The sequence below is a fragment of the Streptomyces sp. NPDC048420 genome (assembly GCF_040651535.1).
GTDB lineage: Bacteria > Actinomycetota > Actinomycetes > Streptomycetales > Streptomycetaceae > Streptomyces.
The window spans coordinates 145,325-170,165 of the sequence record NZ_JBEZKG010000006.1; the positions used below are offsets into that span (position 1 = coordinate 145,325).

Consider the following 24,841-nt stretch of genomic DNA (forward strand, 5'->3'; position numbering starts at 1 on the left):
ACGATGCTCGGGGCTCAGGGCGGTGGGCGCTCAGGAAGCGGGGTAGACCGCGACCACGTTGCGGGTGCGGAAGACACCGTGCCCGTCCGCCGCCAGATACAGGGGGACCTCGGCGGCTGCGGGCAGGGCCTTGGCCGTCCCGGTCCGTACGCTGACGCGGGCCGAGTCACGCTCGGGTGTGTCCGTGCCGTCCTGGGCGATCGGCAGCCGCCCGTACAGGGAGGTAGCTTCCTTCTGGTCGACGGCGTGCACAATGCCGTACGCCGTGCCGTCGTCGGATACGGCAGTCAGGTCGATGCCCTTGGTGCTGGCGGTGCTGGTGAAGCAGTGCCCATGTCCGGTATCAAGGTCGAACCCGGCCTGGCCGGAGATGAGGAAGTCACCGTTCGGCGAGAGGCGGGTGGAGGACTGTGCGGATCCGGGCTGAAGGGTGAGAGCGTCGGCGGAGGTGCAGTTGACCTTCGCCTTGATCTTCCCCGTGGCGAGATCGTGCACCACCAGCGTGGTCTTGTCGGTGTCGGAGAGAGCCGGCGGATCGGTCTGCGTGTCGCTGGTGTGCCAGGCGGCCACCAGGTACTGACCGGTGACCGCGAGCGGGATGCCGACGTGCATGCCGCTGGGGGCAACGCTGGTGCTGGTCCAGGCGTCGCCGACCTGGAATCCGTACGTGCACGGGGTGCCGCTCTCGGTCCACTGGTCACAGCCGTCCTGCTGCTGGAAGACGGATACGACACCCTCGGCGGTGGCGAAGGCCGGAGAGGCTTGGACGGTGCACGGCCCCGAGCCGCAGCCGGACACCTTCACCGGCTTCGTCTGCATGGTGCGCTGGACGCCGGTGGCTGCGTCGATCGCGACGGCCTTCTCGTGTACGCCGTCGGTTGCGGGGCCGACCAGGAAACCCGAATCGGTGGCGGTGAAGGAGAAGGCGGTGTCGTCAGGTGCCGCCAGGTCGAGGTGATGTTCGGCGGTTGCCTTAGTGTCGGAATCCGCCGAGACGACATCGATCGTGGTGGTGGGGCGCGACGTGGTCAGGCCGCTCCCGCTGGTCTTGCCCAGACGGGCCAGCACCACCGTCTCGCCCGCCTTGCCCTCTTGGACGAAGACACCCGTACGGGCACTCGTGAGTGCCTTGGGGGTGAAGGTCCACACGGTCTTGCCGCTGGCGAGGGAGAAGGCACGCACCCGGGAGCCGTCGGCGGCTGCCTGAATCACCAGAGCGCTCTGGGGTGCGACGGCGACGAGGGGGAAGCCGCTGGAACCGGGCTCGGTGTCGGTGGCCTCGGGGCTCGCCGACGTGCTCCAGCCGGCCTCGGTGTCGAATCCGTCCGGAACCGGGAGGCGGACGGGGGCCGCAGCCTTGTGCGTTGCCCCGGTCGTCGGATCGGCCTTGCCCCCCGAGGCGTCGCTGCATCCGGCCAGCGCGCAAAGGACGAGTGTCGCCATCCCCGCAGCGGCCACCCGGTGCGGTGCACGGCGCGATCTTGCCGCCGAGAACGCGCTACGTGCGCCGGTCGGCGCGGATATGGAGCGGTCAGTCATCAAGTCCTCCGTTCGGGAAGGTGCATCACAGCCGGTCGACGCCACACTCTCACACTTTTACATACCCCCTGGGGGTATTTTGGGGTGAGGTTGGCGCGGCAGTTGGATGACTTCTCCACATGGGGAAGCCGCCGTTCGGCGACGTTAGAGGTGAACGGCGCGGACAACAGGCGACATCGCCGCAACTAGTCAATCAATGCGTGTACTTGACGCATCACCGAAGGAGAACGGACCACATGGTCAGCACCCCCCGGCCCGATTTCGCGCGAGTGGCACGCCTGCGGGGCGCCGAGCAGGGAGTGATCGACGAAGCGGCCCGTCAGGGTCTGATACCCGAGGACATCGCCCACGCGCTCACCGCGCCCAGTGTCAGTGACCTTCTCCTGTTCCAGGGGTTCGACGTGGTAGCGGACCTCGACGCCCTCGCGGGCCCCTCATCGGGTTTCGCGGACGTTCCGCGCCATCTGGCCGACGGCGAGGCGCCCGCGCGCGTGAACGTGGGTGACACGGCGCAGTGTGCCGCGCTGTATCGCAGACTCCTCGTAGGCGGGACCGCGACGGAACAAGCGGCGCTGATCAACCGTGACGTTCTGTGCCGCCTGTGGCCGCAACGGCTCGCCCCGCAAGCCGTCCTGGAGGTGTGGGAGCGGCGGTTCCCGGAGCTGACCGCGTCGTGAACACCGAAGGAATGCTCACGGTCGCCCGAATCGTGCTGGCCGCATGCGGCCAGCACGGCTACCACCTGTCCGGCTCGCTGGCGCCCCATGTCCTCGGCGTCGCCGGGGCCCGGCCCGCAGACGACATCGACGTGTTCACGGACCAGGTCCAGGACTCCCCGGCGGTACGGGCGGCTGTCACCGGAGCGCTGGCCGCCCACGGGTACCGAGTTGAGGAGGTCCGGACCTGGGCCTTCCACCCCGTCGCGCGATGCGACCAGAACAGCGACCTGCTGGTCACTCACCCCGAGTACGGCACAGTCACCGTTCAAATCGCCCGCATGACCCGCTACTTCGACTCCCACACCGTCGAGACCATGCCGGTCACAGCCGTAGGCGACCTCCTCTACGGCAAACTGGAGGCCCCTGAACACCGCCTGGCCGCCCAGGACTTCGTGGACCTCGCCGTGCTGAGCCGACACCTGGGGCAAGGCGCCGTCGACTCCTACCTGGCCGACTACGTCACCGGTATCGCAGGGCTCCGACAGCTCCCCGAGACGCGGGTGCGCGAAGATCTGTACGTCCGGCTGGCGCAGGTCGCGGACGTCCCGGACTCGGCCTTCGCCGGGTACGGGCTGGACCCGCAGAGCGTGATGCTGCTGCGCACCGAGCTGCTCGCCTGGGCAGAGCGGATCGCACCAGCGGAGATCAATCAGAGCCGCCTGGACCCCGGCGTGGCCGCGGGCCTGGAGAGCCTGGGACAGGCTGACGTGCTGGCCACCCTGACCCGGCTGGCACGCGCAGATTCCCTGGCCTTGCTGAGCCCGCCCGAGCTGAGCAGCCGACGCGGCCAGATCATGGACAGGGCGCTGACCGCCTCCTACGGACTGCGGCAGCTGGCCGAGCAACTCCCCGAAGGCGCACCGGTTCCCCCGGACGCCGCCGAGGCGATGCAACATGTCCAGGAACTCATCGACGAGGTACAGCGAATCACGTTGGAAATCCAACGCCGCTCCCGGCTCACCGCGCGCCAACGTGCGGAAGAGGCCGCCGTACGGCGCGCACTGGCCGAGCAGCTCGATACCGACGAGACCCCGGACCCGCACCACGCGGCGGCGCAGCTCATGCTGCAGGTGGGCCGGCGACGGCGGCACACCGAGGCAGAGGAAGAACTCCAGCACCACCGGCCGATGACCGGTCCCGGTTACGGAGGAGTACGGACATGACTGCCTCGGAAGTCGGCACACCACGAGATGAGCCCGGCCGCCCCCGGTCAGCCGATCCTGACAGCCTCCGGGGTGACGGCACCGCCCGCAGCGACCGAGCCGACCGCGTACAGCTCGCGGACAGATCGCTGCCCCTCTACGTACTGCGCGAGCACGCCACCGACTACGCCCCGCTCTTCGCCCGGGCCAGAGCCGAGGTGGGCCACGGCCAGTGCCTCTGCCAGACACCCGCCCTCCGGCTGGTCATCCGGTGCAGCCGGGCCGGCCGCTATCACCTGGCCGGATGGCCCGGTGAGGGCGAACTCCACGATCCCAGCTGCAGTTTCCACAAACTCGCATCCGAGCTGACCGGCCGCGACGCGTACAGCACGGAGGCCATCCGTGAAGACGACGAGGGCGTGGCGATCCGCTTCAGTGCCGCCCTCGCCCGAAGGCTCAGCGACCCGGAACCGGCGAAGGCATCCACCGAACCACGCGAGGGTCGCGCACGTCGGACCGTCGGGCTCCTTGGTCTTCTCCACTGGTTGTGGGAGTCGGCCCAGCTCACCGCGTGGCATCCGCGATGGCGCCGACGCAGCTGGTGGATCTGCCACGCGCGGCTGAGCGAGCAGATAGCCGGATGCTCGATTAACCACGAGCATCTGGCCGACGCCCTGTACGTCGTGCCGCCGTTTCGCAAGGAGTACGCACGCCGCAACACCGCCGCCTTCGAGACCTTCCGCATCGCCCGGCTGAAGCGACGGGCCGATACCCAGCGCCGCGGGCTCATCCTGGGCGAGATCAGGGATGTTATCCCCACCCGCTACGGCGTTCGATACACACTGGCTCACCACCGCGGCGCCCTGTTCGCGACCACTGCCCTCGACGAGCGGCTTCGCCGCTCATACCGCCCGGCATTTTCCAAGATCGCTGCCGAACACGGAGCCCGCCGCATCGGCCTGTTTCTGGTCGAACTCAGCCCCAAGGGCAACGTCAGGGTCGTAGACATGGCTGCCATGCTGGTCTCCGGGCTCTACATACCCGCCGACTCCAGTCACGAAGTGGTAATGGCGAACGCCCTTACCGATGGCGGCCGAGCCTTTGTCAAGCCGGTGAGGTACGACGGCAGCGATCTCGTATTCCCCGACTTCGTCCTCACCGATACTCACCCCCATTCCTACGTAGAGGTCTACGGAATCCACGGCAGGGAGTCGTATGACCAGCGCAAGCGTGTCAAACAGGCCCACTACCAGAGGCAAGATGCCGGGCTGATCGAGTGGGATGTTGCCGACTCGATTCCCGACGTGCAATACGGAATAGCAGCCATGCATCGGTAACTGGTCGGGATAGCTTGTCTAGGGCGCGACGGTGGTCAGTCAGGAGCAGGCCGGGCGAGCGACTGCAGAAGGTGGCATGGACCTGCCTCCGACGGACTGGCCAGGAGACCGCGGTGTTTGGTGCGTGATCCGGGAGAAAACGCGTCGTCGATCTCACTCGCCTGGCCATCCGCTTCCAGTCTGGTTTGACAGCGAGCGAAAGGCCGGGAGCATCACTGACACGTCCTTCTTGCTGCCGGTCCATGTCGCGCCGACGAGCCGCTGTGGACCGACTGCTCCCGCTTGTCCCAGAGCAGTCTGGACATCGGGCAAGAGGTTGCGACCGCTCTTGATCATGACGGGGAGGAACTCTGCGCTCAGGTTTCCGTAAACGTGAGCTTCCCCTGATCCATCAGGGCAGAGGTGGGCCACCACACACTGCTCTCCAACCGTTCCCTGGGCCCGGCTGGACGACTCCCGGCTGGCCAGGGCGACTTCGTCGCGGAGCTGCTCCGGTTCCGGGCCAGTTGCCAGTAGATCCTTGAGGTCGTTGCTCTGCTGCTGGGAGACCGCGGGGCTGAATCCGGTCACGATGCATCTGGGCCCACGCGGTCGCACGCGAGTGCAGAAGAGCGAATCAGTGGGGATGGTAAGCGACGCCCCATTTGGACGCTCGAAGTTGGAGATCACGTAGACGTTGGGCTTTGTTCCTTCGTACGTGATCATCGTGAACGTGTGAAACCGGTGCGTCATTGGGACACGTCTCAGCCAGGAACTGCCCTCGTCAAGGATCCTTCCGATGACGTCACTTGGGCTGCGTTCACCAGGTTCGTGAGTGAGCGCCGTCCCCAGCCATGCAGCCGTGTCGTGCGATTTCCACTTCGCCACCCCTGTGTAGCAGAGCAACCCTGACCAACTGCGGTACTGGAGAACTACCTGCTTCTGGGCGCTTTCGCTGACGGCGACTCCGGCCGGCGTCGTGAGACGGAAGTCGGAGCTCTGGGCCATAAGCCACCGGGCCGCGAGGGTGATGTTCAGCGTCATCGCTCCCACCTCCCTCTTGACCAGACCTCGGATACATGAACGACGACCAGCATGCCCCATCTTCCGCGCCTCAGCAGGTCGAGAGCTCCTTCGCAACCTCCAGCGGAGCCCGTCTCGCCTCACTGGAGTCCGCGTCCACCCGCATGTTGTTCTCTGAAGCACGTGCAGTCGAAGGCTGAGCCCAAACCGCCCGCGAACATCCCCGACTGCCGAGCCAACATCGCAACGTTGACCCGGCGACGTTGTGACGGTCAGATGACCATCCTTCGAACGGAAACTACTAGCCATGACAGAACGTCTACGAGGACATGACGTCCGCAAGAACCCAACCCTCGATGTCCCCCCAGCCGGATTGGCCTCAATGCGGTCACGACGCCAACTCCGCAACCGGCGCTAGTGGCTGTCCCGGCATCCAAGTTCCCTCTCATCCAGCCTGTTTGGCCCACTTGCCTGGCACCGACCGGACTGCCTACCTTGCCGGCTTGGGTCCTGGCGCGGACATCGACCATCGAGGGACTCCCTTTACCGAAGGCCTGCTCGACGAACTTCTCGCCGCCCTGAGGGAACCCGCTACGGGCGCGCCGCGCTTCGGGCGTGCACGTTTCGAACAAGCGGTATTCGTGGGTAAAGCTGGATTCGATAGAGCAGAGTTCGACGGCCCTGCACGGTTCGATTGGGTGCACTTCCTTGGGGGTGCAAATTTTCGCGAGGCGAAGTTTAGGCGAGACGCTCGGTTTGCCGATGCAAAAATCAGCGGCAGCGCACTTTTCAGGCGCTCAGAGATTCATGGCGAAGCATGGTTCCGCCGAGCACTGTTCGGCGGAAATGCGGATTTCTATAGCGTGAAGATTGAGGGTTTGGCTCGTTTCGCCGAGGCGCAGTTCAAGGGGAAATCTAATTTCGTCGGAGCGACCTTTAGCGGCGGAGCCTGGTTCCCAGATGTTCATTTTGAGCAACGCGCTGAATTCACCGGATCCGTCTTCAGTGGTTCCGCCCGGTTCATCAAAGTTCGGTTCACCGGAGACGCCGTGTTCGCGACGGCAGAATTCGAGCGCAATGCGAGGATGGGGCCGATCACGTGCGCAGGGACGTTACACCTATCGGAGGCGGTGTTCAGGACCGCTGTGACGATCGAGGCTGCAGCAACGACTGTGCTCTGCAGACGTACGCAGTGGGACTCCACCGCTGCACTCCGGCTGCGATATGCCTCCGTGGATCTGACTGACGCTGTCTGGGAGTACCCGGTCAGCGTTGCCGCTCACTCGCGACCATTTGTCTGGGGCTCCGAGAACATTGCCGAACCTGGCCTGACGGATCCCCGTGTACGGGTTGTGTCGCTGAGAGGAGTTGACGCTGCGCACTTGGTACTCACCGGCGTCGACCTCTCCGATTGCCGGTTCGCTGGGACCCTCCGCCTCGACCAGGTGCGTCTGGAGGGTCGATACACCCTGGCCACCACCCCCTCTGGGCTGCGCTGGCACGGCGTGAGGCCAGTTCGCTGGACACAACGCCGGATCCTCGCTGAAGAACATCACTGGCGCGCCACTCAAGGCATGGACTCAAGCGGCTGGATGCCCGCGTCAGCAGGAGAAAGTGTGCTGGAACCAGCAGAGCTGGCGCCTGTGTACCGACAACTCCGCAAGAGTCTCGAAGACAGCAAGCATGAGCCGGGTGCCGCTGACTTCTATTACGGCGAGATGGAGATGCGTCGCCACGCCGACGACATCCCTTGGCCCGAGCGGGCTCTGCTCGCCATCTATTGGGCGGTATCCGGCTATGGTTTGCGGGCTTCGCGCGCTCTGGGCTGGCTGCTGGTGACGATGGTTGCCACAGTATTCACGATGATGCTGTGGGGACTGCCGCAGGACGAACCGAAGCCGACTAGCGTCGGGGATCTCACCGGCCGCAGCATCACAATGACCACGGACACGTCCGACCCAATTAACCCAACCGATCCGTGGCCCGAGCGTTTATCGACCGACCGATTCGAAGGTTCTCTCCAGGTAGTGATCAACTCGGTGATTTTTCGCACCTCGGGTCAAGACCTAACCACGACCGGCACCTACATCGAAATGGCTTCACGCCTTACAGAGCCGGTGCTACTTGGTCTCGCGGTCTTGGCTATCCGCGGACGAGTCAAACGCTGACAATCAGTGGCAGGATCCTGGGCGGAGCGCACTCTCACTCTGCCAGCTGTGCAGCTCGGTGGTGCTGGACATTGCGTCTCGCCTGAGGTGCATTACACAACGTCCTCCTGCTTCTGGATGGGCTGGCTGCGCAGGTGCGGGAGCCACTGTGAGGGCAGCGCGCCTTCGGTTTGGAAGATGCCCACGAGATCCCGGGCGGACAAGGATGTGAGGTCGCGCGTTCGCGCGGTGCGCCAGGCGCGGACCAGGCGGTCGAAGACCTCCAGGACCTCGGGCGGGCGCACGAGGTACACATGGCTCTCGGCGACGGCGTGTGCGCTGGGATGGATCCGATCCTGGGGCGTCACGAGGAAGGCGGGAGAGTCGCCCGGTACCGCTTCGCCGCGCTTGTCGGCGGCGAAGCGCAGGTGACTCCCGGCCTGCCGTACGTATACGGCGCCGAGTTCGCCGTCAGGTTCGGCCTCGCTCTTGGCTTCCCACGCCACCCAGGCGGTGTTGCCGAAGACCCAGGTGGCGTCCGGCGCGGAGTCGTTGTTGCCGTCGCCTTCGCTCGGCACGGCGCCGGCGAGTTGCCCGAGAAGTACCAAGGCAGCTTCGTAAGGCCTGCGGGGCTTGTTGGCCAGAGCCGTGCGAGCGCGCTGGATCTCGGGGTCGAAGACTGCTGGCCTGGCCAGGCGAGTGGCGTTGGCGAGGACGCCGTTCATCGCCTGCTCGTCGAGCGGATCGACCACGGGCGAGGCCGGCGCGGTGGTGGATTCGACCGGGGCGGCCAGGTGGGACAGCCAGGTCGTTCCGCGACCGGCGTTGCGGGCGTCCTCGTAGAGCTTGGTGGCCGCGGAGTGGAGGGGGGCATCGCCGGTCTGATCGGCGAGCCGCTGTGCGATACAGGACCCGAGATAGTTCCACAGGGCCGCGTAGCGCTGTGGTGCCCGTCCGCCGCGCAGGGCGTCGAGGACCTTGCGGATGAGGCCGAGGGCCCGTTGCCAATCGCCCTGCCAGATCGCGTCCCAGACGGCCACCTCGTCGCGTACCGAACTCTGGAGCTCGGCCGAACCTGGGGCGTCGATTCGCTCGTACCGCTCACGGGCGTCGACGATGTCCTGGTCGACCTCCCGCCACTCCTGAGCGTGCTCGATGAAGACCCGCAGGTTGTCGAGCATCTCGGCGGAGGTGGCGCCGATGCTGTTGGTGTATCCGAAGTCGAGTTCGGCATGGATCTCCGGGTGCATGGCCTCCTGGACGTCACGGCGGGTCACGTAGGAGACGAGGTCGTCGTCGAGCAGCAGCACGGCGGCGAAGTCGCGCGAGTTCCGGGTGGCGCGGCCTGCACCCTGCATGATGCGGGCCCGGATGCGTTCCTGTAGCACCTCGACCGCACCCAGGGAGCCGTGCAGGAAGCGCTCTTGTAGATCGCCCCGGGCGGGCAGCCCGGCGAGGACGACCAGGCGGCAGTCGTTGTCCGGCAGGTCGATGCCGTCGTAGCGATTGTTCAGCACCAGAGCCGCCGCGGTCTCCTGGGTGAACACCTTCAGGTTGTCCTCAACGTGCTCGGCTTTGAGGACCTTGTAGCCGTCGGGGATCCGGGTGTTGGTGAACGTGCGGGCGGTGCGGGTGTCCGGGGTCAGGACGACGGCCCGTCCGTGCCGGGCAACGACATCAGCAACCCACGGGCCCACCTTCGCCGGCTCGGCGGAGAGGTCGCTGGTCAGTTGGGGGAAACAGAACAGACGGCGGCCGGTGCCCTGCTTCTCCCAGCCCTTGGGGATCGGGATGCGCTTTATCGCACGCCGTCCGAAGATGCGCTCCAGTTCACCGCCGGCGCCGAGTGTGGCGCTCATGTAGACCCGGCGTCGCGGGTCGTTGAAGGGAGCGTGGAACAGCGTGGGCGGGATCAAAGGCCTGATCAGCAGTCGCCGGTAGGACAGGTAGACCATGCACTGATCGATGTGCCCTTGGAGGAACCGCAGTGCGTACACTGCCTCGTCGCTGATCTTCTTCGCGGTCGCGGCGGCAGCCAGAACTTCCTCAAGCTGTCCTGCTTGAGCGGCCACCCCGAGCGGCGAGGCGAGGTACACGCTGTTGCGGTACTGGCTGTCGAGTGTGTCCGTGCGAAGTCGTGCGACCACCAGCGGGTCGAGGGCGTCGGCCAGTGCGGAGAGGACGTCCTGGTACGCACTCTGTTCGTCCCGGCTGATCTCCAGGCTCCAGGGTCCGGCGACGTAGCCCTCGGCGGCATGTGCATCATCGAGCAACAGCAGTTGTGCGTCGTCGAGTGCGGGGTTGGCGTTGAAGACGTGGCTGTAGACGCTGACGGCGATGGCGTTCGCCGAGGTGTAGCGGCTGCGCTCGGCAGCGTTCCAGGTCTTGACCTTGCCGGTCAGTAGAACGTTGGGGATGCCGTAGTTGGTGAGCTTTTCGGCGGTCTGTTTCGCGAGCTGCCGGGTCGGACACAGGTAGGCGACTCGTTCACCGGCTGAACGACGCTGGTACTCCCCGATGAGCCCCCCGACCAGTGTCTTGCCGGCTCCGGTCGGCAACTCGATGGCGACGTCCGGATCGTTGAGATGATCGCCGTGCCACGACCGAAGAACGTCGCCCTGGTGCAACCACAAAGCCTCGGGACCGTTGTTGCCGAGAGCCAGCTGCCGGTAGAGCTGCTCAGGGTCGGCGGGAGCCGAGCTCGTGCCGGACGAGCGCTTGAACGCCATGTGCTGTGGTCCTTCGGTCGGGGTTCGTGGAAGGCGGCCCGGGGCCGAATCGTGTCAGGTCACAGTGCTGAGCTGTGACACTTCAGGGGCCCCGGTGCGCCGGGCAGCGAGGCGACGTTGGACGTAGGAGTGGAGCTGGTCAACGTGCTCGCGCAGAAGGGCCGGGTCCGCGCAGCACACCGTGGCGAGCGACGGGGTGCCGCTGCGGGTGGTCGGATAGCGTCCCTGATCGCCGTTCGCATCGTAGAAGTCCAGGTCGCGGATGAACGCCACGATCGTGTGCTCCTCGGCTCCGTCGGCGACGAGTAGGTCACCGCGACGTTCGAGGCTGTCCAGCAGCGCGGTGAGGCTGTGGGTGATCGGGAAGGTAGGCCCATGCAGGGCTTTGAGACTCAGCTCGGCGAGCTGGCGCGCGAGGAAGAACGCGGGCTGGGGGGCACGACGCTCGATTGCGGCGACCGCGGCCTGGTGGAACTCGTTGATCGTGTCCTCCGCGGCGTCTGTGCAGTGGGTCCGGGACAGGCACAGGGCGTCCGGTCCGTTGTGATCGTCGGAGTCGATGGAGCCGAACGGGCTGCGGTAGTTCATGACCGACCATTGTCGTGGCTCGGGGCACGGACGGCGACCAGGTATTCCCTCTTGGCCTCAGCCTCCCTTCGCACATGCACCGAACTGAACCCTTCTGGCATCGCGTTCAGGTCGCGATTCCGCGAGACTGGAAGGCAGCCCCGCCCGTGTGACACGCGGACTGAATACTGCGAAGACGGCCGGGGACCGGCCGCCGCAGACCACGTCTAGGCATTGCGTGCTGATCCACCCGGCTGGGCTACCAGCTCTCCGGCCATGAACGCCCGGACGGCGTCTTCGAGGATGACCGTGTACCGCTTGAGTTCGTGGTTCTCCTGGACCAGTGGATTGTCGCGGTCCGGGTGCGCTGCAAGGGCCTCATCCATCTCCCTGAGGCGGGCCTCCAGTTCGGACAGTTCCGGTGCTTGCCCCGAGGCCACGACCAGTCGTGCGGCTCGCCGGGCGGCGAACTGCGTGAGAAGTTCACGCTGTTCGTCGGTGAGCCCTTCGCTGGTGGCGTTCTCGTGCTGCTCGGCCATCTTGTCTCCTCCTCGTTCACGTTCCCGGGCCTCGGCGCGGTCCCGGGTTGGGGCCGTGGCGTCGGTGATGGTTCTGTTCGTCCTGGTTGCTGTCGGCCCGGCGTCCGCGTGCGGCATCGTCCGAAGACACGGTCGATGCGACGGGGGCCAGGCCGCGCCTGGCTCGTTCGACTTCGCGATGGGCTCGGACTTCTCCCAGGCGCTGCTGGATGCGGGCCCGCTGGAAGAGCGTCATGGCCTCGTGCAATTCGGCCCACCGCTCCCGCAACTCAGCCTCATCAGGAGTCTCTCCCAAAGGCTCGTCGGAGTCGATCTGGTGGAGCATTCGATAGGCGGCGACGGCTGCGACGAGTTGTTCCCACTGCTCCTGCTGAGTGCTGTCCTCCGACGCCGGCGCAGGGATCTGCTCGATCCACTCCTCAACAGGCTCTTGCCCTTCCAGTACCTGGCGCAGGGCGAGCTGGGCGAAGGCCGCGGGGGCGGCCGAAATCGCCTCTCGGTCGCCCGGCTCGGACACGTGGGCGTCGAGTAGCCGGTAGTGCAAGTTCTCGGCCGTACGGGCTGCGATCCGCATCCCGCCGACCGGTTCGTCCGGCCGGTGCCGAGCAGCGGCGGACGCACGCGCACGGCGGCCGACCTCGGCGATCCGCTGCTGGAAGATCTCCCAGGCATGGGCGTCACGGGGCTCGGACGGCGGTTCACCGATGCCGGGGACGTCGTCGGCCAGAGCGTGGCGGATGCGCCATACCTCGGCCACCGCCGCCGTACGCTCCCACTGCTCGCGTAGTTCCGTTCCCGCAAGGGGGACCGGGCCGAGGGCCCGCGCCCACAAAGGCGGGGACTGCGCCAGGGCCAGTCCCATCTGCTCCAGCCGCTCGGAGAGCACGAAGCGGCGCTCGACCAGGTGCTGACGCCAGCCTTCTGGGGTGTCCATGTCCCGTACGGCGGCCGACGGAGCGATCCAGTCGGGCAGGTGGCCGCCGTGGTTCGGGGTCGGTGCCGGGTGGTGCGGGAGCTCGTCGCGCAGCCTCTGTTCGGTTCGGATCTTGGCGGCGATGAGCTGGGCACGCTTGAGTCGATCCCGGGCCGTGTCCTGGCGGTGGAGGTTTGTGCTGCGCTCGGCGCGGGTGGCTTCGACGGGCTGCGTGGCCGTGTGGCTGGCGCCGGGCCGGGGTTCGCGCTGCCAGTCCTCGCGCATGCGTTCGTGTGCGGGCATGGACCTGCGCAGGCGTTGTTCGCGCCGCAGGAGGGCGTGCTGCGCGGCGGCAGTGCGCTCGGTGTCGTGGTCGCCTTCTTCTTCCGCGCGGCGGATCCAGGCGCGGGTCTGGGCGATAGCCGCGGCGAGTTGGGCGCGGGTGAGGTGTCCGTGTGCCCGGTCGGGCCAGGCGGGATGGGGAAGACCGTCCACGATGACGGGTCGGGGCTGGCTGTCGACGGCGGCGTCCGCGCGGAGGAGGTCGTCCAGGGCGGCACGGCGGTGTTGCTCGGCGAGGTCCAGAAGCCGCTGCAACTGCTTGGCGCTGAGCGTCTTCAGCGGACGGCTGCCGCCGGGCTCCGCTTCCCGTCGAGCGGCACGTTCGGCCGCCTTCCGTCCGGCCTCGACGCGGTAGTCGATGCGCCAGGCCAGCACCGCGGCCGGGTCGTCGGCATCCGCGAAGCCCCGCTCGTCGAAGGCGGTTTGGACGAGCTGGACGAGGTCCCAGCCTTCGGCCTCGGCGGCGCGCAGCGACCGCTCGGCGACCTCCCAGGCGTCCGCGCTGATGAACATCTCCCCCGCCAGCCCGAGCACGCGGCGCAGGAGGTTCTGCAGTCGCTGACTGGTGGCACGGGCGTAGACGTCGGTGTACTCGGCGATGAGCTGGCCGATGCCGTAGGCGCGTTCCTGCTCGGCCTCGATCATCTCCCGGGCCGAGACCGATGCCTGGCTGCTGTGGGCCACGGTGTCCAGCACGTCGCGCATGCTCTGGGCGTCATCGGTGACGACGTAGAGGTGGTTGGACTGACGGCCGCGGCTCGCCTCGACGTACGCGGCTTCCCGCGAGGTGCGGGCGGTGATCAGGCCGTGGGCGGCCTGAACGGTGATGCCCTGGGCGCGGTGCGTGGTGTAGGCGTAGCCCAGTTCCGCGTGTCGGCGCAGGTAGTGCGGCGGTAGGACGACCCGGCCGCCGTGGCCGGTGTGGCGGGCGCGGACATGGCCGCGTCGGTCGATCTGCTCGACGATCCACTGATCGCCGTTCTTCACCCAGTCGTGGCCGCCCAGCAGCGAGAGTTTGCGCTGGTTCCTGCGCGTGACGATGATGTCGCCGACCGCGGCCTGGAGCTCGTCGCGCAGCCGGGCCGTCCGGCTCGGGTCGAGTCGGCCGGAGGCCAGCTGGAAGGCCTGGGCGCGGAGGTTGAGTTCGCGGACCATCTCGCCGTCGTCGGTCATCATCAGGGCCTGCACACCGGACTCGATGTCGTGCTGCCAGCCGGCGAAGACGGCGTCCAGCATCTCCTCACGGGCGCCGCCCACGACCCGGCCCTGGTCCAGGTACCAGCTCCAAGCATCCGCAGGATCACCGTCGCGCAAGGCCATGGTGGCGTCCGCCTCGCCGTCGGTCTGGAAGCGGTGGATCTCCTCCAGCTCCACCACGCCGACCTCGCGGGCGAGGAGGCGCAGCACGCCTCCCGACTCGACGGCACCGAGCTGCGCGGGGTCACCGATGAGCCGGACCAGGGCGCCGGCGCACTCGGCCTCGGCTACGACGCGGGCGAGGTTCTTCGTGCCTGCCATGCCCGCCTCGTCCACGACGATCACGTCGCCCGGCCGCAGTGCATACTCCTGCGCAGTGGCTTTGCGGCGCTTCTTGCTGCCCCGCCGGAGGACACGGTGGACGATGCTGCCCTCGGTCAGGCGGTCGCGCTGGGCGAGCCAGCCTTGGAGCGTGTACGCCGTGGTGCCGAGATCGCCCTCCATGACTTTCGCCGCTCGTGCGGAGGGGGCGAGGGGTATGAGCCGTCCGCCGCCGGCGGCCACCGCGTCGCGGACGAGTTCGAGTGCGGTGGTCTTGCCCGCGCCGGCGGGGCCGATGCCGCCGACGACGAGCCGGTCGGCGCAGGCGAAGTCCTTGGCGAGGCGAAGTTGGCCAGCGTCCAGCCGGCGCCCCGTGAACCGGTTGGCGACCTCGGCGAACCGGTCGCCGTGGAGGGCGGGATTCACTATGGTGCGCGCTGCGTTGAGGACCCGGTCCTCGGCGGCCAGGATGTCGCGGGAGGTGTACAGGACCGACTCGCGGCGCCGGTAGATGCTGCTGCCGTCCGACCGCAGCAGCGGGGCGAAGGGCCGGTGCAGTTCGGGCGGGCTGATACTCAGCGAACCCTGCGACAGCACGCGCTCGGTGATCCGCTCGGCGAGGCCGCCGGCTGCGGTGCTGCGGCCCCGGGTGAGGCGTACGACGTGGCGTCGTGCCTCGGCCAGCACGTGCCGCTCACCCCACACGGCCCGCTGGTCGGACACGACCGCCAGGATCTCTTCCGCGGCCTGTGCGACGTCGCTCTCGGTGAGATCGACGGAGCCGTCACGGGGTATGGAGGCGCTGGCCTGTGCCGTCCTCAGCAGCGCATCGACACGCTTCTGCCCGACCGCGGCGATCGATGCCTTGCGCCATCCCGACCGTAGTTGGGCCAGGGAGCGTCCCTTCTTCTTGACCGGCCTGGTCTCCAGCGTCGCCTGCTGAATGAGGGCCATCCGGGCTGCCGTTCCCGGTTCCTTGCCGTGCGTCTGGCGGTAGATGCGGAGTAGCTTCTCCAGCCGCTTGCCGATGTCCTTCGTGCGCTTCGCATGGGGCTTGAGCACTCCGGCGTCAAAGCCCTTGATGCCCATGACCGGGCGCTTGCCCGGGGTGACCTCACGCTCCTCGGCTTCCAGACCGAGCCGGGCGCAGACCTTCTCGATCACGAGCTGGTTGTAGTACTCGGAGGCGGCAACTCCCATGGCGTACAGCAGCTTTCCGTCGATCGAGCGCCACTTGCCGTCGACCCCGCGGACCTTGTTCGCCACGACCAGGTGATGGTGGAGCAGGGGTTCGCCGAGCCGGTTGTCGTGGTGTCGGAAGAGGGTGGCGATCAGACCGCCCTTGACCTCTTCCTGGGCGACGCCGTTGACGCCGGTCCGGGTGGCGAGCGCGTGTTCCTCGATCCAGGTGATGGTCTGAAGGACCGCCTCTTCGTCGCACTCCATCACGATCCGGCACACGTCCTCGTCGCCGGTGCCGAACAGGCCCTTGCCGAAGTCCTCCGGCGCCCGCAGGACCAAGTCGTAGGCGGCCACGGCCTGTTGCTGTGAACCGGTGTGGGCGCTGATGTAGCGCGCGAGTTCCTCAGCATCCTTGGGTGATCGGCCGAAGTCCGTCCGGTAGGCGACGGCGCCGACCTTGGCGCGCAACTTCCTGCGCTCGTCGGCCGTCGCCTCCCGTCCCTTGCGGCTCTCGAAGGCCTCGATCTCGTCCTGGATTTTCGCCGCGAGGGGGCCGGCGCTCTGGTCGTACCGGTAGAAGCGGCGCCCCAGTCGCGCCCGGCGGGTGGCCTCGGCGGGTGACAGCCCTTCGGTCACTGCCGCCTTGATGATCTCGTCCGCGTTCGGGTGCAGCCCCTCGCCGTACAGGGCCTCCATCTGCTCCTCGGACACCGTCCCGGAGACGCCGAGTTCCGCGATTCCGCCACCGACCCACACCCCGGGTGGATTTCCTTCCGCCGTGTAGTAATCGCCCAGGTCACGGTCGGGAGAACGGCGCACGTCGCCGGTCACGGTCTCGCTCGTGTAATAGCGATAGCCATCCCCAGCTGAGAGCTTGTGGATGGTCATCATGAACTCAGATTACCTTGTGTCATTGTGAATGCAAGAGCTTTGACCGCGAAGAAGGGGGGTGCAGGGAAGGGGAGTTGGCGAGCGAGGAACGAGTCGAGCCAACGATCCGACCTGCACCTTCCTTCTTCGCGGACCGCGAAGCGCCCACGGTTTTCCCCAGTTCCGCTCTCCTGAGCGGAACTGGGGAAAACCGCGCAGTTCAGTTATCCACAGGAAAGATCAAGTAGTTCTGAATGCCTCTGAATGCCTCTGGGTGGGTCATTCGGGAATGGCCCCGGATTCCACATGTCTCAGAGGTGGATTCATCGGCCACAATGAGCCGTAAATCATCGCTGAGGGGAGGCGAGTTCGATGGTCCAACGGAAGCAGCGGAGGTCGACGCGCGAGGTCGAGGCTCGCGAGAAAGTACGGGCGCGCCGGGCTGATCACTGGGCGCGCGAGCAGCAGTTGGAGGACCTGGCCACCGCCTACGAAGTGGCGGCGCAGGAGATCGAGGACGTCACCACAACGACCGAGGAGAAGATCGCCGCGTACGCCGTCCGCCTCCGCGGGGAGGCCGAGGAGGCGAAGCGGGGCCTGTGGGGTCAACAAGCCGAGAGCGTCGGCCAGATGCTCGAACTCGACGGCGTCCGTTCCGTCGCCGATCGGCTCGGAGAGTCCGTGGAGACGGTCCGCAAGCTCGCCGCCGCCGGGCCCAGCACGACACACAGGCCCGGGAGGCCGGAGCACGGCCGCGCCGGGGCGACGTCGACTTCACCGGAGACGGGATCGGGCCAGCCTGTTACCGATCCGATCAGGCCCGCCGGCGTGGCGCCCACCGAGGCCGGTTCGATGCCGTCCGACGGGAACACGGCTGCGGCATGAGAGGGGAACGGATGACACCCGATGCGATGGCCGAACGGCCGATCGAAGACCTCGCCCCCGAGTGGATCGGCCTCAAGATGGAGGTGGAGGACGAGCACGGGGTGACGGTCGGGTTCCGGCTCGGGCGCTATGAGAAGTCGACCGTCGACGGTCGGCCCGTGTGGCGCCTCTTCAGTGACCAACCTTCCTGGAGTGTCACGGTGTACGGGGGGACCAAGCTCCGCTGGGTACCCCAGCCGCCTGCCCGGAGCCAGGCCGCTCCCTATCCGCAGCAGCCGGTACCGGCTGCCCACCCCGCGCCGCAGGTGCCCCAATACCCGGCTGCGCCGCCCCCCGGGCCAGTTACTCGAAGCGCGCAGTCCTGGGTGACGCCGCCACACCAATAGGGATGACCCAACAAGCGGCGGACACACAAAGCCGCGGCCCCCGTACCGACGAAGGGGACGTCGGTACGGGGGCCGCGGCTTGAGCTTTCGATTGGCCGTCTGGGCGCTGATCTCGCTGCGGGACGTGCGGGGCAAGGAGCTGCCCCCAGGAGACGGGCGGTGACCGTTACCTCAGCTCCATGGGGACAGCGGATGGTGAGAGCAGGATTCCGGCGCCGCGGCAGAACTCTTCCAGGGTTATGTCGTTGTCGCCACGGCGCCCGGTGTCGAACGATGCGACGCCGACCCAGTCGTCCTCGTTCTGCCCCCAGCGGTCGTTGTCCTTCAGGGCACCGACCCGCCCAATGCCGTTTTGGTAGAACATGAGCAGGGCGTTGTCCTGGGCGTCTCGTGCCTCCCATTGACAGATGGAGCCCGGCAACGCGGCTTGGGGGCGTGCGGTCATCGCCACGTGCACCAGCACGATGGAGCGCAGGGCAGCAGGGACGATGAGTGCGATGTCGTCCGAGTCCCACACCTCGCACTTTCCGTCGTGGCGGGCCATGATCAGGCGGCCGGTTGCCGGGGCCGGGCCGAAGAGTTCACCAGTGAGGCGGCACCTGTCGCACGTGCACGCCGGGTCCCACGGACCCGCCGGTTCGGCGGCGTACGGAGCGACGCTCCACTGGCTCCACCGTGCGCGGGCCTCCTGCTGCGGCATCGGCGGACTGAAGCTGCCGACGATGAGGTCACCGGCTTGCACCTCCCCGGCCATGACGGGCCGGACCGCGCACTCGAATGCACCGGTCGGCATGCGGCGGACGTACGTGCCGGTGGGACGGGGGCGCATGCGAAGCGGCGTACGCGCGGGGTCGATGTCGAAGAACACAACCCGCTGAGGGCGGGTCAGCGTGAGCGCCTCCTGACGACCGTCGGCGTACCACGAGCGCAAGGTGATCGGTACCGAGGCAGCGTCGTCGGCCTGCCGGTATTCAGCAGCGCCCCGGGCAAGAACGGCTTGCCCCGCCGTGTGCTCGACGTGGTCGCCCCACTCGTCCCACGGCCACAGCCCGCCGATCTCGTACCGGCCGTATTCGTCTGGTCGGACGACGACGGTGCCGCCCGGCTCGATGGCGTCGGCGTCCACGGTGAAGGTCAGCGTGCCGTCGTCGGCGAACTGCGCGGTGATGCCGCACTCGTCGTCGTGCATGTCCGACACGATCAGCTCGGCCGTCTCACGGGTGAACAGGTGGGCGGAGTACGGCGTCCAGAGGTCGCGCAGCGGGAGACCGACGTACGGGCCGTGGCTGGTTCCCTCCACGGTGAAGAGCTGGATGCTCAAGGGGGTGCCGTCGGCGCGGTAGGTCGGGCGCGGTTCGGTGCTCGGTACGTCGGCGGGTGTGGCGGTCACGATGGAGAGGTCCTTCCTCATGGGTCGCGGGTGTGTCAGGAGAGGGGGACGGCGGCCCGGGGCGCGTAGCCCCGGGCCGGCTGACTGATTCAGCGCTGGCGCATGGCCCCTCGGGGGGTGCGCGGAACACGGGCCACGGGAAGAGCGGCCGAGACGGCGGGCGCGTGCTCCTACTGCTCGTCGCGGGGTGCGGGCGGGGCGTAGCGCTGGAGGATGCGAGTGACAGCGGCGGCGGCATTCGCGTCCTCGGAGTGCAGGTCGCGCTCCCAGAACTCCCATGGCCTGCCGCGCTTCTTTTCGAAGTCGCCCATGTATCCAAGGTCGCCCCATTCGGCGCCGTCGGGGAAGCTCGACCGGCAAGTCCAGCCATAGCCGTTCAGGCTCTCGGGGTCGATCTCGGTCACGACTATGTGACCCCACGGGGAGTGGTAAACGACGCACGGCGCTTCCTCGGGCGTGCGGCGGGGTTCGCGGGGCGCGAGGGCGCGCAGCAGGCCCGCGTTCGGATAGAAGGGGTGGCCGCGCAGCGTGCGCTGCGACTCGAACAGAGGCATGTCCGAGAGCGGGTGGAACCGGGGATTGTGCTGTCGCATGGAGGTTGCTCCATTCGGTAGGGGCCGGGGGCGCGGCGGTCGTGCCCCCCGGCCGACTGTCTGGTTCAGCGGTGGCGCATGGCGGGTCTTCCGGCGTTGATCTCGCCGGGGAGTGGAGCGGCAGGAGACGGCTTGCGTCGCCTCCTGCCTGGGCGGGCTACTTCTGAAGAGCCTGGTTGAAGCAGGCGTCGACGCCGGGCGCAGTGCAGTCGGGCGGGCACGGCGACGGCGACAGATTGGTGAAGAGGGCGCGGACGTCGTTGGTGCCCTCAGCCGCCTTCTCGACGACGCCGTGGTCCGACGGGTACTGGAGGACGGCGCGCAGCACCTTCCCCGAGCGGGCCCCGATGACGAGGAGCCCCTTCACGCCGTGAGGACCGCGCGCGGCCACGTGCAGCATGTGCTTCGTCTTACCGGTCGCCCAGGTCAGGCCCAGTTCCCTGGAGAGCGCGAGGTCGACGATGCCGCGCGTGTACGCACTGAGCCCGTACGGGGCGACGGGCACCGTGGCGCGCAGGGTGCGCAGCTCGTACGCGTCCCCGTCGAGGGTGATCGTCAGCGTGTTGTGCCCGTCGCTCTGCGCCCGGAGAAGGTCGGAGTGCAGGCACTCGCTGGTGGCCGGGTTGTGCAGCGGGATCGCGTCGATCACGTGGTCGTCGCCGCCGAGAATGCCGGAGGCGTCGTCGCCGTCCGGCCCGTACCCGTCGGCGTGCGCGTCGCGCGGGGCGTTCTTGTGGGTCGAGTTGCCGGTCAGGTAGGTGCCGCTGCGGTCCCTGACCCACCACAGGGCGGGGACGATGGGCTCTCCGCTCTTGCTCTGCTCGTAGGTGGGGCGCAGCGTGCGGGGCGGGGCGAGCATCGAGTGCGTGGCGACGGCGATGACCTCGGCGAGCGCGAACTTCAGCTTCAGCATGGCGTGTTGGCCTTTCGGTTCGGGTCTGGCCCGGTTGGTCTCAGGGCGGGCGGGAGCGCGCTGAGATGGGCGCCCCCGCCCGGGGTGGGGGTTACAGCCAGGAGCGGACGACGCTCGGGCGCTCGCCGTAGCACTCCGCCACGACCTGGTCGAAGTCGGCGTCCGGGTCGTCGAGCAGAGAGAGCGCCGCGTTTATGACGAAGTTGTCCAAGTCATCGGGGTACGCGCGACCGTTGTGCTCAGCAGCGAGATCGACGCCGTTGTTCACGGCCTGGGATACCTGGTCGCGGGTGAACCGTGGGGTGTTGTCGTCGGTGGGCGGCTCGTTTGGAGCGGTCTTGTCGTGCTCGCTCTTCACCTCGGCCCACGCAGCGCCGGGCTTTTCCAGGAGAGTCATGGCAGCCGTCCGGGCCCACGTGAATCGGGCGGCGGAGCTGGAGAGGCGTGCTTCGTCGGCGGCCATGGTCAGGCCGTTGGTGAGGGCGTCGCGGATCTGGGCGCGGGAGTACAGCAGGGGCATGGGGGGTGTCCTTCGCTTCGGGCCGGTGGGCTGGGTGCTCTCCGGGCGGCGACCGCGCCCCGACCGGTTTCGTTACCGGGGCGCGGTCGCGTGGGGCGGTCAGTCGCCCTTGCGGAAGTCGCGGACCGCGTCGGCGACGCGGGCGGCGATCTCGTCAAGGCCGTCGACGGCACACAGGTCGCCCAGCACGGTGCGGCCTCCACCTTGGGCCTCGACGTACAGGTCGCCCTCGCTGTCGACGGCGACGGTGTAGCCCATACGTTCGTCGCCGGTCTCCTCAAGGGACGCACCAACGCCCCACGGGGTGGACTCGGCGTACCAGTAGTTGCCGAGGAGCCGGACGGTGGCGCGGCCGATGTCGGAGATGCTGAACGGGTACTCGGTGCCGGGTTCGGGGCTGTAGCGGCCCATGGCGTCGTACGGCAAGGAGGAGAGGGCGTAGGCATCCTCGTACGCCGCGATGGCGTCCAGGACGATACGGCTGGCGATGTTCCGGTACTTCCGGCGACTGCCGAGAGGGGCGAGATGGGCGAAGCAGACGGAAGCGATGGCGTCGTCCACCTGCTTGGCGGTGTCGGCCCAGACGTCGTTGTGGCGGCGGGCTGCCGCGTACTCACGTATCTCGGTGAGCCGCATGACGAGCAGTGGGGCCAGCCGTAGGGGGAAGACGGAGTATCCGCCGTGCGCGGCACGGGCCGCAGGAGTGAGCGGGGCATAGGTGAGCTGCATGATCGAGTCCCTTCGGGTGGGGCCGGTTGCACTCCGGCCCGGATGTGCGGGGCGTGTCGGGGACGCCCCGGGGAGAGGCGGGGCCAGCAGGGCGGGGCAGTCGTAGCCCCAGCAGCGGCAGACCTTGAACTCGTCCCAGGTGGAGCCGTGGCGGCAGGTCTCGCAGTACGCCCAGGCGCGGACGGTGGGCGTGATGTGGGTACTGCCGCACTTCGGGCATTTCTGGTGTAGCTGTGCGCCGGTGACGGGCATGGAGGACGCTCTTCTTCGCGTGAATGCGGCAGGGCGGGGCGCCGCTCCGGCCGGCTCGCGGAGCGGGAAGCTCACGCGAGCTCGTGCGCGGATTGAGTCGTGACACTCGGCGATTCGATGGGTCCCGGCGCGCTGCGCGGGGTCCTTAGTCCATGCTCAGCGGCTTGTAGGGCTCGTTCCGCTCCCAGTCCTCCGTGACGTCCCGGCCCTCGCGCATGACGTTGATCGTGTAGCCGTACGGGTGGATCACACCCGAGTCGCGGGCCGTCTCCTCGCCGTGCTGCTCGATGTCACGCTTGACGGCGGACGTCATCGCTTCGTAAGCGTCCTCGTAGTTGCCGAACGTCTCGATGTCGCCGGTCTCGCACACCATCCAGAACTCGGTCTGCTCGGTGTTCTCGTCCAAGGTGGTCTCCTCGGTAGATCGTGGGTTCCGGGGACTTGCCCTGCCCCCTTTCGACATAGGTAAATCTACCTTTTGTGAGTGAGGTGGTCAACGTGAAACCGCAGCCCAACAGGGGTCAATCCCTGCAGATTTCGCCCTGACCGCAGTGCGCTGGAGAGACGCAAGGGCGCGTGGTACTGCACACGGCCACGGCGCCGAGCTGCCCCCGGTCCGGTGCCGGAGGATGCCCCCTCCCCGTCCCGGCAAAAGGAAAACGGGGCCCGAACGGGAGGGGTGCAAGGACGCGGCGGAGCCCGTCATTGCACCCCTCCCGCCGAGGGCCCCACACTCGATCGCCGGGATGCGAAGGCGAGAGTGCCGACCTCGGCCTGTCCGCTCGGGGACGCCGAGGTTGGCGGGGGTCACTCGGGGGGCGTGAGCAGCTCGGCGACGGCCGTCTCGTCGTAGTACGGCGAATCCCCCACCGTGACGACGGGAGCGGGGGCGCTCTGCCGCTTGAGGAGGGTCTTCACACGCTCTCGGCGTTGCCCGGGCGTGAGCGCGGGGGATGTCGTGGGCAGGCGCTCGGCGATCTGGCTGCGGGAGACCAGACCGCGTTCGGGGAGAACAATCTCGGCCGCCTGCCTGAGGTAGCGGGCCGCGACGTCGGCGCTCACGTCGAGTTCCTCGGCCAGCACCCGTGTGGTGAGGTCCTCGCCGTTGTCGAGCGCCGAGAGCAGGCGTCGGGTCACTTCCTTGTGGCGAGTGTCCTTCGTGCCGGAGGCGGCCGTGATCTCGGCGGGCCGGGGGCCGCTGTATCCCGGCCGCGTGGTGTCGTACCAGAAGAACCAGGCGGAGACCTCGCTGGCGTCACACCTGTGGTCGAACTCGTCGCGCGGCGGAAACGGCCGCTCGGGATGGTCCTGATAGTCGGCGGCGAGGACTCGTACGGCGGTCGGCGTCACGCCGCGCAGCCGCGCCATGTCCACCCAGCGCCACCGCTCGCCGGGCGTGTAGGGCATGCGCTGGGGCTCGGCGGAGAGCCGGGGTCCCCTGTGTACTTCCGGCGCCTTCTCGTTGGGGCCGAAGAGCTGCTTGCGAACCCACTGGGCACCCTCTTCCAAGGGGAAGAACTGGGCCCGTCGCGCGCCGGTGCGGGCGGTGGACGCGAAGTCCGAGTCGGCGTCCAGCCAGTTCCGCACCGTCTTCTCGGCGACGCCGGCGAGGTAGGCGAAGTCCCTGCGGGTCAGTTCCCGAGCGTTGCGTTGGAGCTCGGCGAGCCGCTGGTCGAACTGTTCTCTGGTCGTGGTCATCGTGACCCATCCTGTCTCATGCCAGGCTCTACACTGTCGGGTACTGCAACCGGGTCTCCATGGAGATCTCCGATTGTGGGTTCCAGGGGCCGGCGGCTTTGCCCAAGTCAGCACACTTCGGTGGTGCTGGTACGGACTTCGTCCGTGTCGTCGGCCCCACCCCCTTCTTCGGGGTCGGCCGTGGACTGGCGCGAGGCGAACCACTCGGCGACCGCCTTCGCGCAGGCGGCGGCATCAGCCAGGAGATCCGCCCCGGGTGGCGCCTCGTAGACCGGGGCGATGTCGCAGTAATCCGAGCCGTCGTAGCCCTCGTAAGCGGTGGCGTACAAGCCGCCGGGGTACTGGTCGACGGGGCTGGTGATGTCGACCCCCCAGTCGGTGTTGAGGATGACGTGCTCGTGGTCCAGGGCCTGGTTCTGGGAAAGGTGCGGCGGGTGGGCGACGATGAAGTCCTCGCCAAGATCGAGGAAAGCCGGGATCTCTGCGACGGCGAGGGCGTGCAGCAACACCGCGGAGACGGGGATGCTGGCAGACGTGGTCATGGGAGTTGTGCCTTTCTGCGTTAAGGGGGCCGTGCGGTCCGGCGGTGTACCGGCGGCAGGGAGCGGGGGCCGAGTGATCCGATGTGACCGGAGTGCGAGGCCTATCGGAGCCGGGCGGCCTGGCGGACGGGGCTGAGGATGCCGACGCTGACGGCGAGGACCTCCAGATCGATGTCCTCACAGGGGACGGACTTGGCAGCGGGCCGCGGCCTGGTGCTGATCAGCCGCAGCCGGGCCGGGCTGACGAGACGCAGGGCCTGGCGTGCCGCTCGCTCGAAGTCGTCACTCTGGTGAGCTGGTGTGCTCGCGATATTGGTCATGGAAAGACTCCCCTGGAGGGGCGTTCCTGGCGGGCGGGAGAGTTCGGCCCGCCCGCCAGGAACGCCG

General features: G+C 67.9%; 20 protein-coding genes. 5 read left to right on the forward strand and 15 right to left on the reverse strand.

What is annotated here, in order from left to right; all coding sequences use genetic code 11:
- Positions 1 to 30 precede the first annotated feature (30 nt).
- Positions 31 to 1,443, reverse strand: a complete 1,413-nt coding sequence (locus AB0D34_RS12300) for a hypothetical protein (protein WP_362660433.1) — start codon at positions 1,441 to 1,443, stop codon at positions 31 to 33.
- Positions 1,444 to 1,775: 332 nt separating this feature from the next.
- Here AB0D34_RS12300 and AB0D34_RS12305 point away from each other — a divergent pair, with 332 nt between their 5' ends.
- From AB0D34_RS12305 to AB0D34_RS12315, 3 genes are read left to right on the forward strand one after another with little or no spacing between them, the layout of a single operon-like run.
- Positions 1,776 to 2,216 carry a hypothetical protein gene (locus AB0D34_RS12305; RefSeq protein WP_362660435.1) on the forward strand — a complete coding sequence of 147 codons (441 nt, stop codon included), beginning with the start codon at positions 1,776 to 1,778 and terminating at the stop codon, positions 2,214 to 2,216.
- Positions 2,213 to 3,421 carry a hypothetical protein gene (locus AB0D34_RS12310; RefSeq protein ID WP_362660437.1) on the forward strand — a complete coding sequence of 403 codons (1,209 nt, stop codon included), beginning with the start codon at positions 2,213 to 2,215 and terminating at the stop codon, positions 3,419 to 3,421. Before AB0D34_RS12305 ends, AB0D34_RS12310 begins: the two co-directional genes overlap by 4 nt.
- Positions 3,418 to 4,737 carry a DUF1173 family protein gene (locus AB0D34_RS12315; RefSeq protein WP_362660440.1) on the forward strand — a complete coding sequence of 440 codons (1,320 nt, stop codon included), beginning with the start codon at positions 3,418 to 3,420 and terminating at the stop codon, positions 4,735 to 4,737. Before AB0D34_RS12310 ends, AB0D34_RS12315 begins: the two co-directional genes overlap by 4 nt.
- Before the next feature lie 153 nt (positions 4,738 to 4,890).
- On the opposite strand, the gene AB0D34_RS12320 is transcribed toward AB0D34_RS12315, so the two are convergent.
- Entirely contained in the window at positions 4,891 to 5,760 is an 870-nt protein-coding gene (locus AB0D34_RS12320; RefSeq protein WP_362660443.1) for a hypothetical protein, read from the reverse strand.
- A gap of 482 nt (positions 5,761 to 6,242) precedes the next feature.
- Between AB0D34_RS12320 and AB0D34_RS12325 the strand changes: the two genes are divergently transcribed.
- Positions 6,243 to 7,907: a pentapeptide repeat-containing protein gene (locus AB0D34_RS12325; RefSeq protein ID WP_362660446.1), complete on the forward strand. Its 1,665-nt coding sequence runs from the start codon at positions 6,243 to 6,245 to the stop codon at positions 7,905 to 7,907.
- Positions 7,908 to 7,999: 92 nt separating this feature from the next.
- On the opposite strand, the gene AB0D34_RS12330 is transcribed toward AB0D34_RS12325, so the two are convergent.
- From AB0D34_RS12330 to mobF, 4 genes are all read right to left on the reverse strand, one after another.
- Positions 8,000 to 10,615, reverse strand: coding sequence for a DEAD/DEAH box helicase (locus AB0D34_RS12330; RefSeq protein ID WP_362660449.1), 2,616 nt, complete (start codon positions 10,613 to 10,615; stop codon positions 8,000 to 8,002).
- Positions 10,616 to 10,669: 54 nt separating this feature from the next.
- Positions 10,670 to 11,203: a HEPN domain-containing protein gene (locus AB0D34_RS12335; RefSeq protein WP_362660452.1), complete on the reverse strand. Its 534-nt coding sequence runs from the start codon at positions 11,201 to 11,203 to the stop codon at positions 10,670 to 10,672.
- Between the two features lie 206 nt (positions 11,204 to 11,409).
- Positions 11,410 to 11,721 carry a hypothetical protein gene (locus AB0D34_RS12340; RefSeq protein ID WP_362660454.1) on the reverse strand — a complete coding sequence of 104 codons (312 nt, stop codon included), beginning with the start codon at positions 11,719 to 11,721 and terminating at the stop codon, positions 11,410 to 11,412.
- Positions 11,722 to 11,737: 16 nt separating this feature from the next.
- Positions 11,738 to 16,567, reverse strand: a complete 4,830-nt coding sequence (mobF, locus tag AB0D34_RS12345) for a MobF family relaxase (protein WP_362660457.1) — start codon at positions 16,565 to 16,567, stop codon at positions 11,738 to 11,740.
- A gap of 351 nt (positions 16,568 to 16,918) precedes the next feature.
- Here mobF and AB0D34_RS12350 point away from each other — a divergent pair, with 351 nt between their 5' ends.
- Positions 16,919 to 17,431: a hypothetical protein gene (locus AB0D34_RS12350; RefSeq protein WP_362660460.1), complete on the forward strand. Its 513-nt coding sequence runs from the start codon at positions 16,919 to 16,921 to the stop codon at positions 17,429 to 17,431.
- Positions 17,432 to 17,983: 552 nt separating this feature from the next.
- Here AB0D34_RS12350 and AB0D34_RS12355 read toward each other — a convergent pair.
- The 9 genes from AB0D34_RS12355 to AB0D34_RS12395 form a co-directional block, all read right to left on the reverse strand.
- Entirely contained in the window at positions 17,984 to 19,207 is a 1,224-nt protein-coding gene (locus AB0D34_RS12355) for a hypothetical protein (protein ID WP_362660463.1), read from the reverse strand.
- 170 nt (positions 19,208 to 19,377) lie between these two features.
- Positions 19,378 to 19,800 (reverse strand): hypothetical protein, encoded by a 423-nt coding sequence (locus AB0D34_RS12360; RefSeq protein WP_362660466.1) that lies wholly within the window; start codon positions 19,798 to 19,800, stop codon positions 19,378 to 19,380.
- A gap of 157 nt (positions 19,801 to 19,957) precedes the next feature.
- Positions 19,958 to 20,713, reverse strand: a complete 756-nt coding sequence (locus AB0D34_RS12365; protein WP_362660469.1) for a hypothetical protein — start codon at positions 20,711 to 20,713, stop codon at positions 19,958 to 19,960.
- A gap of 91 nt (positions 20,714 to 20,804) precedes the next feature.
- A complete protein-coding gene (locus tag AB0D34_RS12370) occupies positions 20,805 to 21,233 on the reverse strand; it encodes a hypothetical protein (RefSeq protein ID WP_362660472.1) in 429 nt (142 codons plus the stop codon).
- 99 nt (positions 21,234 to 21,332) lie between these two features.
- Positions 21,333 to 22,214 carry a hypothetical protein gene (locus tag AB0D34_RS12375; protein WP_362660475.1) on the reverse strand — a complete coding sequence of 294 codons (882 nt, stop codon included), beginning with the start codon at positions 22,212 to 22,214 and terminating at the stop codon, positions 21,333 to 21,335.
- Positions 22,215 to 22,359: 145 nt separating this feature from the next.
- A complete protein-coding gene (locus AB0D34_RS12380; RefSeq protein WP_362660478.1) occupies positions 22,360 to 22,620 on the reverse strand; it encodes a hypothetical protein in 261 nt (86 codons plus the stop codon).
- Positions 22,621 to 23,021: 401 nt separating this feature from the next.
- On the reverse strand, positions 23,022 to 23,912 hold the full coding sequence (locus AB0D34_RS12385; protein WP_362660481.1) for a hypothetical protein: 891 nt from the start codon (positions 23,910 to 23,912) through the stop codon (positions 23,022 to 23,024).
- A 107-nt stretch (positions 23,913 to 24,019) separates the two neighbouring features.
- The gene (locus AB0D34_RS12390) at positions 24,020 to 24,454 is read right to left on the reverse strand and encodes a hypothetical protein (protein ID WP_362660484.1); all 435 of its coding nucleotides are present in this window, start codon (positions 24,452 to 24,454) and stop codon (positions 24,020 to 24,022) included.
- A 101-nt stretch (positions 24,455 to 24,555) separates the two neighbouring features.
- A complete protein-coding gene (locus AB0D34_RS12395) occupies positions 24,556 to 24,774 on the reverse strand; it encodes a hypothetical protein (protein WP_362660487.1) in 219 nt (72 codons plus the stop codon).
- Positions 24,775 to 24,841 lie beyond the last annotated feature (67 nt).

Coding starts and splice junctions, on each gene's coding strand:
- AB0D34_RS12335 (WP_362660452.1), bottom strand. CDS start 11,203: ATGAACTACCGCAGCCCGTTCGGCTCCATCGACTCCGACGATCACAAC.
- AB0D34_RS12370 (WP_362660472.1), bottom strand. CDS start 21,233: ATGCCCCTGCTGTACTCCCGCGCCCAGATCCGCGACGCCCTCACCAAC.
- AB0D34_RS12365 (WP_362660469.1), bottom strand. CDS start 20,713: ATGCTGAAGCTGAAGTTCGCGCTCGCCGAGGTCATCGCCGTCGCCACG.
- AB0D34_RS12330 (WP_362660449.1), bottom strand. CDS start 10,615: ATGGCGTTCAAGCGCTCGTCCGGCACGAGCTCGGCTCCCGCCGACCCT.
- mobF (WP_362660457.1), bottom strand. CDS start 16,567: ATGATGACCATCCACAAGCTCTCAGCTGGGGATGGCTATCGCTATTAC.
- AB0D34_RS12305 (WP_362660435.1), top strand. CDS start 1,776: ATGGTCAGCACCCCCCGGCCCGATTTCGCGCGAGTGGCACGCCTGCGG.
- AB0D34_RS12340 (WP_362660454.1), bottom strand. CDS start 11,721: ATGGCCGAGCAGCACGAGAACGCCACCAGCGAAGGGCTCACCGACGAA.
- AB0D34_RS12390 (WP_362660484.1), bottom strand. CDS start 24,454: ATGACCACGTCTGCCAGCATCCCCGTCTCCGCGGTGTTGCTGCACGCC.
- AB0D34_RS12315 (WP_362660440.1), top strand. CDS start 3,418: ATGACTGCCTCGGAAGTCGGCACACCACGAGATGAGCCCGGCCGCCCC.
- AB0D34_RS12385 (WP_362660481.1), bottom strand. CDS start 23,912: ATGACCACGACCAGAGAACAGTTCGACCAGCGGCTCGCCGAGCTCCAA.
- AB0D34_RS12360 (WP_362660466.1), bottom strand. CDS start 19,800: ATGCGACAGCACAATCCCCGGTTCCACCCGCTCTCGGACATGCCTCTG.
- AB0D34_RS12375 (WP_362660475.1), bottom strand. CDS start 22,214: ATGCCCGTCACCGGCGCACAGCTACACCAGAAATGCCCGAAGTGCGGC.
- AB0D34_RS12395 (WP_362660487.1), bottom strand. CDS start 24,774: ATGACCAATATCGCGAGCACACCAGCTCACCAGAGTGACGACTTCGAG.
- AB0D34_RS12320 (WP_362660443.1), bottom strand. CDS start 5,760: ATGACGCTGAACATCACCCTCGCGGCCCGGTGGCTTATGGCCCAGAGC.
- AB0D34_RS12300 (WP_362660433.1), bottom strand. CDS start 1,443: ATGGCGACACTCGTCCTTTGCGCGCTGGCCGGATGCAGCGACGCCTCG.
- AB0D34_RS12350 (WP_362660460.1), top strand. CDS start 16,919: ATGGTCCAACGGAAGCAGCGGAGGTCGACGCGCGAGGTCGAGGCTCGC.